Origin of the sequence: Alysiella crassa DSM 2578, from assembly GCF_000745955.1 — a bacterium.
GTDB classification, from domain to species: Bacteria; Pseudomonadota; Gammaproteobacteria; order Burkholderiales; family Neisseriaceae; genus Simonsiella; species Simonsiella crassa.
In genome coordinates this window covers 22,707-35,387 of record NZ_JQKH01000019.1, presented here as the reverse complement: position 1 = coordinate 35,387, position 12,681 = coordinate 22,707, and the positions used below count along the sequence as shown (strand labels likewise).

The window sequence follows — 12,681 nt, the reverse complement described above, 5'->3', positions numbered from 1 at the left end:
AGTCATATTGGATTAGTCGTGAGAAAATTAATACGATACCACTGAATTGATGCGGACTTCTTTTTTTATTGTACTTTTTTTGTCGTGTACTGAAATTTATTGTGAAAACTCGGTGCGCACGGCGCACCCTACGCTTTTCAGGCAGCCTGAAACTCAACACGCATAACGCGCCAAACTCAAATCATCAAATTGCACTTCTGCGCTGCCGTGGTCAATCAAATCGGCAACGATTTTCGCCGAACCCAAACTCATCGTCCAACCCAAAGTGCCATGCCCTGCGTTGGTAAACAGGTTTTCCCAACGGGTCGCGCCGACAATTGGTGTGCTGTCGGGTGTTACGGGGCGCAAACCGCTCCAATATTCCGCTTGGGCGGTGTCGCCGCTATTGGGGAAGAGTTCGTTTGCCACCATCGCCAAAGTTTCTCTGTGTACGGGCGGACACTGCAATGCGTAGCCCGATAATTCCGCCATGCCGCCCACACGAATGCGCTCGTTAAACCGCGTGAGCGCGACTTTATAGGTTTCGTCCAACACGGTAGATTGCGGCGCATGGTCGGGCGTGTGAATCGGAATGGTCAGCGAATAGCCCTTAATCGGGTAAATCGGCAAATCCAAACCCAATTTCTGCAACATCGGGCGGCTGAAACTGCCCAGCGTACACAAAAACGCGTCCGCCGCAAAATCGCCCTGATTGGTTTGTGCCGCTTCAATGCGGCTGCCTGAAAGTTTAAAATCGCCAATCGTGCAATTAAATTGAAACACCACGCCGCGTTCTTGGCACAACTGCGCCAGTTTTTGCGTGAACAAGCGGCAATCGCCCGTACGGTCGTTGGGCAGATGAAATGCGCCTGCGATTTTGTCTTTCATGTGCGCCAAGGCTGGTTCAAATTGCAACACGCCGTCTGGGTCAAGTGTTTGATATGGCACGTTAAATGAATCCAACACGCCCATGCTTTGCTTGTACTGTTCAAACAGATTTTTATCGCGGAACAGGTGCAAGGTGCCGCCCGAGCGTTGTTCGTAATCCAAATTTTCTTTCGCGTCAAATTCGGCGAACAGGTGGCGGCTGTATTCCGAAATCCGCATCATGCGCGATTGATTGCGGGCGTAGGCGGCGGACGTGCAATTTGCCGTCATCTGCGCCAGCCATTTCAGTTGAAACAGGCTGCCATCGGGTTTGATGATGAGCGGAGAATGTTCTTTCCCCAGCCATTTCAATGCTTTGAGCGGCACATTGGGCGCAGCCCACGGCGTCGTGTAGCCAAATGAAAGTTGTCCCGCGTTGGCGTAACTGGTTTCGTCTGCCACGCCTGTTTGGCGCTCCAACACGGTAACTTCGTGTCCCGCCAAATTCAAATAATACGCGCTGGCGACGCCTGAAATGCCCGCGCCCAAAATCACGATTTTCATGATATTCTCCTTGTGGTACAAATTGATGAACCATGAATTTCAGGCAGCCTTTTTTGTAAGAAAGCCGCTTGAAATGTTTTTTTGTGTTTCAATTAAAAAATGTTTAATGTGGGGTGCAACAAGTTGCCCCTATATTGTGTCCTATTTTCTCCATATATTCACTATAAATAAATCATTTTCCTTTCAGGCAGCCTGAAAAACAAATTGTGATATATTTATATCCTTATCTCAAGTAAAGGAAATCAAAATGCAAATAATCAAACATTTTTTCCAATCGGAGCAAGCGGCGGGCATTGTCCTGATGGTGGCGGCGGTTTTGGGTTTATTGATTGCCAACTCGGCGGCTGCGCCTGCGTATTTTGCTTTGTTGGACGCAAAAGTATTGGGCATGAGCGTATTGCATTGGGTGAATGATGGCTTGATGGCGGTGTTTTTCCTGTTTGTCGGTTTGGAAGTGAAACGCGAATTGCTGCAAGGGGAATTGAGCGACAATGCCAAACGCTTTTTGCCTGCGGTGGCGGCGTTGGGTGGTTTGGCGTTGCCAGCGTTGATTTATGTGGTGTTTGCAGGAACGAATACGCCTTTAACGCAAGGTTGGGCGATTCCAGCCGCGACCGATATTGCTTTTGCTTTGGGCGTATTGGCGATTTTGGGCAGCCGCGTGCCTGTTTCATTAAAAATTTTTCTCACTGCTTTGGCGATTATGGACGATTTGGCGGTGATTGTCGTGATTGCGCTGTTTTACACGGCACAAATTCACTGGTTGTATGTATTGCCTGCGGTGTTGGTGATGGCGGCTTTGTTTTATTTCAATCACAAAAATGAAACGCGCCATTGGATTTATTTGGTTTTGGGTGCGTTGCTGTGGTTTTTTGTTTTGAAAACAGGCATTCATGCAACTTTGGCGGGGGTGGTTTTGGCGTTTGCCATGCCTTTGCGTTCGCCAGACGCTGATGTGCGCGAACCTTTGCTGCTGACATGGGAACACGCTTTGGCGTTGCCTGTGGCGTTTGCGGTGTTGCCGATTTTTGGTTTTGCCAATGCGGGCGTGTCGTTTGCAGGGTTTAGTTTGGGCAATTTGTTTTCGCCTGTGGTGTTGGGCGTGGCGGCAGGTTTGTTTGTGGGCAAACAATTGGGGGTATTTGCGACCGTATGGTTGATGGTGAAATGCCGTTTCGCCAGTTTGCCCGAAGGCGCAACGTGGAAACAAGTGTATGGCGTGGCATTGTTGTGCGGCATTGGTTTTACCATGAGTTTGTTTATCAGCCTATTGGCGTTTAGCGATACGGCTTTGCAAGACCAAGCGAAAATTGGCGTATTTCTGGGTTCGCTGTTGGCTGGTGTGAGTGGTTTTATTGTTTTAAAACAAGGGAATCATTCGCCAACTAATTAATCATCAAATATTTTGATGGCTAAAATTTTCAGGCTGCCTGTATGATTCAGGCAGCCTGAAGATTTTAATTTGAAACGACTATATTATGATAAATCTATCCATACTCCATCAAGACCCCCTTTGCGTTGTCGTCAATAAACCCGCAGGCATGTTGGTACACCGCAGTTTTTTGGACAAACATGAAACCATTTTTCTTATGCAAACTCTGCGCGACCAAATTGGACAACACGTTTACCCCGTTCACCGTTTGGACAGACCCACTGCAGGTGTGATGTTGTTTGCGCTCAATCCCGAAGCGGCGCGATATTTTGCCCAGCAATTTGAAACACACAGTGTACAAAAATACTATCACGCCATTGTGCGCGGTTGGACGGACGATTCAGGCTGCATTGATTATCCACTCAAAGAGCAACTAGATGATATTGCAGATAAATTTGCCGAGCGCGACAAAGCTGCCCAAGCCGCCATTACCGAATACCGCACTTTGGCGCGTACCGAATTGCCCTTTGTCAGCCATACCAAATTTCCCACATCGCGCTATTCACTGCTGCAACTCACGCCGCACACGGGGCGCAAACACCAAATTCGCCGCCATTTAAAACATATTTTTCACCCCATTATCGGCGACACCACGCACGGAGATTTGAAACAAAACAAGGCTGTGCAAAATTTTTTGGGTAACACACGTTTATTATTACACGCCAGCGCATTGCGTTTCAGGCTGCCTGAAATGGGGGTGTGGATAGAAGTGTGCGCCCCATTTGATGATGAATGGCAAAGCGTGGCGCGTGCAATGGGTTTATCCATGTAAAGGGTATTCTCAATGCCGCATAACTTGGTTAGAATACGCCCTTTTTTTTGATGGAAAACACAAATGTCTGAACAAAAACAATTTACTACACCCAGACCATTGGCGCGATTGGTTTTTGCGAGTCGTTGGTTGCAATTGCCGATTTATTTGGGGCTGATTGTGGTGCAGGGAATTTATGCGTATAAATTTATGAAATCCCTGTGGCATTTAACCGTGAATCTCGGCACGATGGACGAAACGATGGTGATGTTGGCGGTGCTGAATTTGATTGATGTGGTGATGATTGCTAACTTATTGATTATGGTGCTGATTGGTGGTTATGAAACTTTTGTGTCGCGCCTGAATGTGGATACCCACCCCGACCAACCCGAATGGCTAGACCATGTGAATGCTTCGGTGTTGAAAGTGAAATTGTCTATGGCGATTATCAGTATTTCATCTATTCATTTGCTGCAAACGTTCATCAATGCCGCCAAATTAGATGAGAAAACGATGATGTGGCAATTATTAATACACATGGGTTTTTTGGCTTCGGCGATGGCAATGGCTTATACCGACAAAATTTTGCATAATAGCAGCGCACATTCACATCATTAATCAAAAATTTTGATGATTCAAAAAATAGGCAGCCTGAATTCACTATATTTTCAGGCTGCCTGTATTTTGTTGATTAAATGGAATAATCGTCTTTTAATAAATGTTTGTAGGCATACAAATACGAAGCCGCCACAAACGATGTGCCACCCACCACATTACCCAAAAACACAGGCAACATATTGGTAAAAAATTGCCCCCAAGTAATCGGCGCACCTGCAAAAATCCCTGCTGGAATCATCACCATATTCCCCACAAAATGCTGAAAACCAATCAAGACAAAAATCATCACAGGAACCACATCGCCAAAATGCGCCCCGAAGTTTGTTTTGCACCAAAATAAAACCAAATTCCCATGCAAACCAACCAATTACACGCAATTGCCGACACAAAAGCACGACCAAAATCCATGTTTACTTTGCTTTGCGCGATGGCGATGGTTTTGTTGATGGCAGCGCCTTCGGACAAGCCCACATAATGTCCCAAAAAATACGCCACACACAAAGCCCCCACCAAATTGCCCACGCTCACCATGACCCAATTGCGTAACAGTTTGGACAGGCGCACACGGCGCGTGAATTTGCCCAATGCCATAATTATCATATTGCCCGTTGCCAGTTCGCCGCCGCCAATCAAAATGCAAATCAGGCAAATGGGAAACACCGCCGACCCCAGCAATGCCGCCAAACCACCCCATTCGGCAGGTATGCCGCTGACCACTTTCAAATACGCCAAATAGCCCAAACCCACATATCCACCACCCAAAAAACTCAAAATAGCCAGCATTTTCAGGCTGGCATTGGCTTTACTTTCGGTTTTGCTGATGATTTCTTGCAAAATTTCGTGGGGATATAAATCGCGTTGCTGCTCCATATTGTATTTCCCAATAAAAAACGCCATTTTAATGGTTTACTATGGCGTTTTATCAGAATCAAATTTTATCAATAGTATAGCGGAAATTTTCAGGCTACCTGCGATAGTATGTTTATTCCCAAAATAAACAATACCAACACCGCTACCCAAATTAACCACCGTTTCACACTCGCCCACACCGCCCGATGATACGCCGCCAATTGTTCGGGCGCACGGCGGTATCGCCAACGGTAAAAACCATATTTGCCCAATTTCAATAAAATAAATGCCCCAATCCCCGCAAAAAATACATCGCCCACATTAAACACCACATGCGACACAGGTTCAAGCCGATTGCCCACAATGCGGTAACGCGATTCGCTGTACCACAATGCGCCTTCGTTATGGAAAATCAGGCTGCCATCATCTGCCTGAAACAGGCAATCTTCTTGTTGGCAAGGTTTTTCAGGCTGCCTGTTCCACACTTCGGGCATGGTCTGCGCTTCTTGAAACGGCACGGCATACCGTGAACCGTCTGCCGCCAAAATCGCCACGCGGAACGGTTTATCGGGCGTGTCGCCTGATTGGTAATGTGTGGTATTGAGCATTTTGAAGGTTTGAGCCAACACGACAGTCAAACCAAACCACAATGCCCATAAACACAGGGCGGTGAATAATTGTTTGAGTGATTTCATAAGGTAATTTATTTTTCAGGCTGCCTCACAATACACGACAATTTGTAGGTCGGGCATTCATGCCCGACACAACATAACCATCATCATGTCGGGCATGAGTGCCCGACCTACGGAAACTCAAATGTTTCAAAATAAAGATTTTACTTCAAAAAAGCAGTGGAGGTTTACAATGCAACAAGATAAACTTGGTCAATACTATAATATTGATTTTGAAAAAATTATAAATATCAATGATTTATTTATGATTATGGAAATTACTTTTCCGATGTACAATTTCTCCATACAGTATAATCAAGATATTTATGAAAAAACTTATAATACTAATATTGATACATTTCACATATGGATTACCATTCAAGATTTGAAGGAAGATGATATTTATTATTTTGAAGATATAAAATTAAGAACATTATTTTATATTAGCAACGAATGTAGTTTTGATAAAAACCAAATTATCAAATTTTGCAATGACTTATCACAGAAACTTGATTCAAAAATCTATATTTCAATGGAAGATATTGAAGAAAATACATTTAGTCTTAACTATTGTAGTGTTTGGTGTATAGATAATAACAAAATGAGAATAATGTTTGATGCACAAGAATTCTTTGATGATTATCCAAGTCAGTAGAATTCTTTGATGATTATCCAAGTCAGTATTGCGACTATTTACTAATAAAATAGTAAACTTTTGATTTTTAAATGTGAATTGCCTGAAATGCTGTCCCCAGTATTTCAGGCAATTTTTGTTTTCAGGCAGCCTGAAAACTCATTTCGCGTCTTTAAACCCACGCTTCACATGCACCATCAACAGCGCAATGCTCGCAGGCGTAACCCCCGAAATGCGGCTGGCTTGCCCCACCGTTTCGGGTTGGTGCAAATTCAATTTTTGTTGCACTTCGGCAGATAAACCTTTGACTTTGCTGTAATCCATGTTTTCAGGCAGCCTTAAAGTTTCAATATCGCGTCTGCCGTCAATTTCCTCGTTTTGGCGGTCAATGTAGCCCTGATATTTCACTTGAATTTCAACCTGTTCCGCCACATCGTCTGCCAACGCATTTTCAGGCAGCGCGTTGGGCAAACTCATCAAATCGGCATAATTCACATTCGGGCGGCGCAACAAATCGTGCAAATTCGCCTCGCGGCTCAATTTTTGCCCCAATACGCGGATTTGTTCCTCTTCCGCCAATTTTTGCGGCGTGTACCATGTGGATTTAAGGCGTTGAATTTCCAATTCAATTTGTTCACGTTTGCGTTCAAAGGCTTGCCATTGCGCTTCGGAAACCAAACCGATTTTGTAGCCGTCTTCCGTCAAACGCATATCCGCATTGTCTTCGCGCAACTGCAAGCGGTATTCCGCGCGGCTGGTAAACATGCGATATGGCTCGTTCACGCCTTTGGTAATCAAATCATCAACCAACACGCCCAAATACGCCTGTTCGCGGCGGAGCAGCAAGGGGTCTTGTTCGCGCACAAATTGCACCGCGTTTGCGCCAGCCAACAAGCCTTGCGCGGCGGCTTCTTCGTAGCCTGTGGTGCCGTTGATTTGCCCTGCGAAAAACAAGCCTTGCACGGTTTTGGTTTCCAAGCTGGCTTTGAGATTGCGTGGGTCAAAATAATCGTATTCAATCGCGTAACCAGGGCGCAAAATGTGTGCATTTTCAAGCCCTTTCATGCTGCGAACCAAAGCCAACTGAATGTCAAACGGCAAGCTGGTGGAAATGCCGTTGGGATAATATTCGTGGGTGGTCAAGCCTTCGGGTTCAAGGAAAATTTGGTGGCTGTCTTTGTCGGCAAAACGGTTGATTTTGTCTTCAATAGACGGGCAATAGCGCGGACCCACGCCCTCAATTTTGCCTGTGAACATGGGGCTGCGGTCAAAACCTGAACGGATAATTTCGTGTGTTTTCAAGTTGGTATGCGTAATCCAGCAGGAAATTTGCTTGGGGTGCATGGCGGCATTGCCGCGCACCGACATCACGGGAATGGGCGTGTCGCCAGCTTGTTCTTCCAGTTGGGAAAAATCAATGGTGCGACCGTCAATGCGTGGCGGTGTGCCTGTTTTTAAGCGGCTTTGGGGCAGATTCAATTCTTTCAGGCAGCCTGAAAGCCCTTGTGCGGCAGGGTCGCCAGCGCGTCCGCCCGCATAATTTTCCAAACCGATGTGGATTTTGCCCGCCAAAAACGTGCCAGCCGTCAAAACCAAAGCGCGACATGGAAACACCACGCCCATAGCCGTTTTTGCACCTGAAACGCGGTCTCCGTCCAAAACAATGTCTTCCACCGCTTGTTGGAAAATGTCCAAATTTTCTTGATTTTCCAGCATTTCACGAATGGCGGCTTTGTAGAGAATGCGGTCGGCTTGGGCGCGTGTGGCGCGGACGGCTGCGCCTTTTGATGCGTTTAAACGTCTGAATTGTATGCCCGATTTGTCGGTTGCCAACGCCATTGCGCCACCGAGCGCGTCCAATTCGCGCACCAAATGCCCTTTGCCGATGCCACCAATGGAGGGGTTGCAGGACATTTGTCCCAAAGTCTCAATATTGTGTGTTAAAAGAAGGGTTTGTGCGCCCATGCGTGCGGCGGCGAGTGCGGCTTCGGTGCCTGCGTGTCCGCCACCGACCACAATCACGTCATATTTTTTGGGGTAAATCATGTGTGTTTTGCTTTCAATTTTTCAGGCAGCCTGAAAGTCCGTGTGGACGGCAATTCAGGCTGCCTTTTGATATTTAAAATGGTATGAATTTTAACAGAATTTACTGGGGAAATGGGTTTTCAGGCAGCCTGAAAACCCCTTTCTGCTAAAATAAGCGCGTATTTTATTTTCGGAATATGCGCATGAACTCATCTCCTTTACTGAAAAATCTCCCCTTTTTGATTTTGCCGCCCCTGTTTTGGGCGGGCAATTTTGTGGTGGGCAAAGTGTTGCATGACAGCATTCCGCCGTTTTCGTTGGCGTTTATCAGATGGGTGCTGGCGTGTTTGGTGCTGTTGCCGTTTGCGTGGCGATTTGTGGTGCGCGATTGGGCTTTGTATCGGCAAAATGGGCAACGCATTGTGGCAACCGCCCTGTTTGGCGTAGCCGCATTCAATACCCTGATTTACAAAGGTTTGCATGACACGACCACCACCAATGCGCTGCTGCTCAATTCTTGTATTCCCGTGTTGATTATTTTGTTTGGTGGACTGTTTTACGGGCAAAAATGGCAAAAAGCGCAAATCATCGGTTTGTGCGTGTCGCTGGTGGGGGTGTTGGCGATTGTGTTGCAAGGCGATTGGGCGCGATTGGCAATTTTGTCGTTTAATTCGGGCGATTTGTGGGTGTTTTCCGCGATGGTGTGTTGGGCGTTTTACACTTTGTGGACAAAAGGGCTGCCTGCACAAATCAACAAATTGGGTTTGATGTGCGTGCAGATGTGTTTGGCGATTATCGTATTGTTGCCCTTGTTTTTATGGGAATATTTTGGCGGGCAACAGATGGTTTTCAATGAAAAATCGTTATTGGGTTTGGCATATATTGGGATTTTTCCGTCTGTGGTGGCGTATTTGCTGTATTCGTTTGCGGTGGCAAAGGTGGGGGCGGTGAAAGCGGGTTTGTCTATTCATTTGATGCCTGTGTTTGGCGTGATGTTGTCGGTGGGATTATTGGGTGAGATTTTTCAGATTTATCATGCGCTGGGGATAGCTTTGATTGCGACTGGGCTGGTGTTGTGTCATCGGGCAGCCTGACATTTTTGCCAAACTTGCGTCTAAATGATTATTAACCATAGAAGAGAATAGGCAATTGAACACATTGTATAGTGGAGTCAATTTAAATCAGGACAAGGCGACCGCCGTGTAGCTGGTAACGCTGTACTGGTTTAAATTGAATTCACTCTAAAATCATTAAGGCAGCCTGAAACCAAATTCAGGCTGCCTTAATTTATTCATCATTTCCCAATGTCGATTATTTCTCGTCTGCCACAAAACGGTAGCACAACGCACCAATTACACCACCCACAATCGGCGCAATCCAGAACAACCATAATTGCCCAATCGCCCAACCGCCTTGGAACAACGCCACGCCTGTAGAACGCGCTGGATTCACTGAAGTATTGGTAACAGGAATGCTGATTAAGTGAATCAGCGTTAAGCACAAACCAATCGCAATCGGCGCAAAACCAGCAGGCGCGCGCTTATCGGTCGCACCCATAATGATAAACAAGAAAAACGCCGTCAAAACAATTTCAATTAACAAAGCCGATACCAAGCCATAACCGTGTGGCGAATGCTCACCGTAGCCATTGCTGGCGAAACCTGCCGAAGCGTCAAATGTTGGAATGCCGCTCGCAATGGCAAACAATACTGCGCCTGCCGCAATCGCGCCCACCACCTGTGCCGCGATGTAAGGGAACAAATCTTTTTTGTCAAAACGACCTCCCACCATCAAACCCACCGAAACCGCAGGATTGAAATGACCGCCCGAAATGTGTCCCACCGCATAAGCCATCGTCAAAACCGTCAAGCCAAACGCCAAAGACACGCCTGCATAGCCAATGCCCAATTCAGGAATGCCAGCCGCCAATACCGCGCTGCCGCAGCCACCGAATACCAGCCAAAATGTGCCGAAAAATTCAGCAAAATACTTTTTCATGGAGAAACTCTCTTTAATTTTGTTAAGGTTTGGAAATGATAGGGGCGCAATCATAACCAATTTACAGGCAGCCTGAAAACAACTTTACCTATATTTGCGTGATTTGCGCGATGGCGATTCCATGTCAAGTGAAAATAGGGCGATTGTCCCCCAAAAAAGTTATCCACAGAAACTGTGGATAAGTCGGGTGTTTTGAGCCATAAAATGCTTAATTTTGAATGGGCTAGCTTTGTTGCCTATTTTTTAAGCAAATGGGCAATTAAAATGCGCGAAATGGGCGCAAAAATCCCGTTCAGGCAGCCTGAAAATGGGTGAAAATCCCCTGTATATACCTGTGGATAAGTCATTTAACTATTTTATTTTAAATAAAAATATTTTTACCGAAAGGCAGCCTGAAATCCGCTATTTGGGGTGTAAAAAATTCATGGTTTCCTAATAGGAAACAATGAACGCAAAATGGGAAAATAAAGCGTGGTTTATGTATATACATGTGGATAAGTCTCCTAATTCCATTATTTAAAAGATAAAAATTGCCCAAACACGGCAAAACCCCCAAAAAAAGTTATCCACAGCTTCTGTGGATAAGTCGGGTGTTTTGAGCCATAAAACGCTTAATTTTGAATGGGCTAGCTTTGTTGCCTATTTTTTAAGCAAATGGGGGGCAAATAAGGGCTAGGGATATACAGGTATAAACAGGCGAAAATCAGGGCTGGTGTGGGTTTGTGGCGATAATATTTTGAATTTGAATGGCTTTGTCTGATTTTGGATTTTTTCGGCTATTTTTCCTATTGGGCAAGAATGCGGACAATTATTTTGTGGCAAAGTGTGATATAACAGGCAGCCTGAAAACAGGGCTGCGCCGTGTTTTTTCAGGCTGCCTGAATCCTGTGGATAACTCAATTAAATCATTATTTAAATTAGGAAAAATAATATTATGACGGAACAAGAACGCTATGCGTGGATACAGTTGGCACTCACGCCCTATATTGGTGCGGAAAGTTTTTTGCGCCTGATTCAGCATTTTGGAACGGCGCAAGAAGCCTTGCAAGCGTCCGCCGATACCGTGCGCCAATTGGCAATCAAGGGCAAGCAAGTCGCCGCCACATGGCACGACACCGCCGCCGCGCAAGCCGCCACCGATGCGGCTTTGGCGTGGGAGCAGGGGCAGGATTGTCGCGTATTATTGCTGGGCGATGCGGATTATCCGACCATATTGACGGAGGGGATTACGCCGCCGCCTTTATTGTTTGTGCGTGGGCGCGTGGAATTGTTGCAACGTGAAGCGGTGGGGGTGGTGGGCAGCCGTCATGCCACGCCGCAAGCGATGCGAAACGCGCATGATTTCAGCAAAGAATTGAGTAAACAAGGGGTTACTATTATTTCAGGCATGGCAGCAGGCATTGATGCGGCGGCGCATTCGGGCGCATTGCAGGGCGCAAGCAGCACAATTGCGATTTGGGGAACGGGCATAGACCGCATTTATCCGCCTGAAAACAAGCAGTTGGCGCACCAAATTGCGGAGAGTGGTTTGATTGTGTCGGAATTTCCTTTGGGAACACGACCGTTGGCGGGCAATTTTCCGCGCCGTAACCGTTTGATTGCGGCGCAATCGCGGGTAACTTTGGTGGTGGAAGCGACTTTGCAAAGTGGCTCGCTGATTACGGCGCGTTTGGCGGCGGAAATGGGGCGCGAAGTGATGGCGATTCCGAGCAGTATTGACAATCCACACGCCAAAGGTTGCCACAAATTGATTAAAGAAGGGGCGAAATTGGTGGAGTGCATAGAAGATATTATTCAAGAGTGTCCTAACTTATTGTCGCCACATCATTTAATTCAGGTTACAAAATTACATACCGACTTATCCACAGGGTTATCCACAGGGTTATCCACAGGGTTATCCACAGAAATCCCCGATTTATTCACGCCGATAGAATTGCCGAAAATTAAAAAAAGTCAAACCAAAGAAAAAACCATAAAAACGCCCATTTCCGCCCCCAAAAATCCTGTGCCTGTGGATAAAATTGTGGATAACTTTGTGGATAAGTCTGTGGATAAATCGGCGCATGATTTGGCGGTGATGATTTTGAATGCGATGGGCTACGACCCTGTACACCCTGATTTTATTGCAGAAAAAACCAATGTAGCGACCGATACACTGTATGCTTTATTGTTGGAATGGGAATTGGCGGGAGTGGTGGTGGCGATGTCGGGTGGGCGTTATCAGCGAATTGCGTAACAAAACTTATCCACAGCTTATCCACAAGTTATCCACAAGTTATCCACAGACTTATCC

General features: G+C 46.2%; 10 protein-coding genes and 1 pseudogene. 6 read left to right on the top strand and 5 right to left on the bottom strand.

Going from position 1 to position 12,681, the window contains the following annotated elements; translation table 11 throughout:
• Positions 1–153 precede the first annotated feature (153 nt).
• Positions 154–1,410, bottom strand: a complete 1,257-nt coding sequence (locus Q338_RS04705; protein ID WP_034292523.1) for a D-amino acid dehydrogenase — start codon at positions 1,408–1,410, stop codon at positions 154–156.
• Between the two features lie 247 nt (positions 1,411–1,657).
• Between Q338_RS04705 and nhaA the strand changes: the two genes are divergently transcribed.
• From nhaA to Q338_RS04690, 3 genes are all read left to right on the top strand, one after another.
• Positions 1,658–2,803: a Na+/H+ antiporter NhaA gene (nhaA, locus tag Q338_RS04700; RefSeq protein ID WP_034292521.1), complete on the top strand. Its 1,146-nt coding sequence runs from the start codon at positions 1,658–1,660 to the stop codon at positions 2,801–2,803.
• 85 nt (positions 2,804–2,888) lie between these two features.
• Entirely contained in the window at positions 2,889–3,614 is a 726-nt protein-coding gene (truC, locus tag Q338_RS04695; RefSeq protein WP_034292519.1) for a tRNA pseudouridine(65) synthase TruC, read from the top strand.
• Positions 3,615–3,677: 63 nt separating this feature from the next.
• Complete coding sequence (locus Q338_RS04690) at positions 3,678–4,211, top strand: TIGR00645 family protein (protein ID WP_051968495.1); 534 nt, start codon at positions 3,678–3,680, stop codon at positions 4,209–4,211.
• A gap of 73 nt (positions 4,212–4,284) precedes the next feature.
• Here Q338_RS04690 and Q338_RS04685 read toward each other — a convergent pair.
• Both Q338_RS04685 and Q338_RS04680 read right to left on the bottom strand, forming a co-directional pair.
• Positions 4,285–4,994: pseudogene (locus Q338_RS04685) on the bottom strand (formate/nitrite transporter family protein).
• A gap of 176 nt (positions 4,995–5,170) precedes the next feature.
• Positions 5,171–5,755, bottom strand: a complete 585-nt coding sequence (locus tag Q338_RS04680; RefSeq protein WP_034292517.1) for a hypothetical protein — start codon at positions 5,753–5,755, stop codon at positions 5,171–5,173.
• Between the two features lie 121 nt (positions 5,756–5,876).
• Here Q338_RS04680 and Q338_RS04675 point away from each other — a divergent pair, with 121 nt between their 5' ends.
• Positions 5,877–6,386 (top strand): hypothetical protein, encoded by a 510-nt coding sequence (locus Q338_RS04675; protein WP_034292515.1) that lies wholly within the window; start codon positions 5,877–5,879, stop codon positions 6,384–6,386.
• A 138-nt stretch (positions 6,387–6,524) separates the two neighbouring features.
• On the opposite strand, the gene mnmG is transcribed toward Q338_RS04675, so the two are convergent.
• A complete protein-coding gene (mnmG, locus tag Q338_RS04670; RefSeq protein ID WP_034292513.1) occupies positions 6,525–8,411 on the bottom strand; it encodes a tRNA uridine-5-carboxymethylaminomethyl(34) synthesis enzyme MnmG in 1,887 nt (628 codons plus the stop codon).
• 182 nt (positions 8,412–8,593) lie between these two features.
• Between mnmG and Q338_RS04665 the strand changes: the two genes are divergently transcribed.
• Positions 8,594–9,484 carry a DMT family transporter gene (locus Q338_RS04665; RefSeq protein WP_051968494.1) on the top strand — a complete coding sequence of 297 codons (891 nt, stop codon included), beginning with the start codon at positions 8,594–8,596 and terminating at the stop codon, positions 9,482–9,484.
• Positions 9,485–9,701: 217 nt separating this feature from the next.
• On the opposite strand, the gene aqpZ is transcribed toward Q338_RS04665, so the two are convergent.
• Positions 9,702–10,388, bottom strand: coding sequence for an aquaporin Z (gene aqpZ / locus Q338_RS04660; protein ID WP_034292510.1), 687 nt, complete (start codon positions 10,386–10,388; stop codon positions 9,702–9,704).
• A 934-nt stretch (positions 10,389–11,322) separates the two neighbouring features.
• Between aqpZ and dprA the strand changes: the two genes are divergently transcribed.
• Entirely contained in the window at positions 11,323–12,624 is a 1,302-nt protein-coding gene (gene dprA / locus Q338_RS04655; RefSeq protein WP_034292507.1) for a DNA-processing protein DprA, read from the top strand.
• Positions 12,625–12,681 lie beyond the last annotated feature (57 nt).

Coding starts and splice junctions, on each gene's coding strand:
- Q338_RS04705 (WP_034292523.1), bottom strand. CDS start 1,410: ATGAAAATCGTGATTTTGGGCGCGGGCATTTCAGGCGTCGCCAGCGCG.
- nhaA (WP_034292521.1), top strand. CDS start 1,658: ATGCAAATAATCAAACATTTTTTCCAATCGGAGCAAGCGGCGGGCATT.
- truC (WP_034292519.1), top strand. CDS start 2,889: ATGATAAATCTATCCATACTCCATCAAGACCCCCTTTGCGTTGTCGTC.
- Q338_RS04690 (WP_051968495.1), top strand. CDS start 3,678: ATGTCTGAACAAAAACAATTTACTACACCCAGACCATTGGCGCGATTG.
- Q338_RS04680 (WP_034292517.1), bottom strand. CDS start 5,755: ATGAAATCACTCAAACAATTATTCACCGCCCTGTGTTTATGGGCATTG.
- Q338_RS04675 (WP_034292515.1), top strand. CDS start 5,877: ATGTTTCAAAATAAAGATTTTACTTCAAAAAAGCAGTGGAGGTTTACA.
- mnmG (WP_034292513.1), bottom strand. CDS start 8,411: ATGATTTACCCCAAAAAATATGACGTGATTGTGGTCGGTGGCGGACAC.
- Q338_RS04665 (WP_051968494.1), top strand. CDS start 8,594: ATGAACTCATCTCCTTTACTGAAAAATCTCCCCTTTTTGATTTTGCCG.
- aqpZ (WP_034292510.1), bottom strand. CDS start 10,388: ATGAAAAAGTATTTTGCTGAATTTTTCGGCACATTTTGGCTGGTATTC.
- dprA (WP_034292507.1), top strand. CDS start 11,323: ATGACGGAACAAGAACGCTATGCGTGGATACAGTTGGCACTCACGCCC.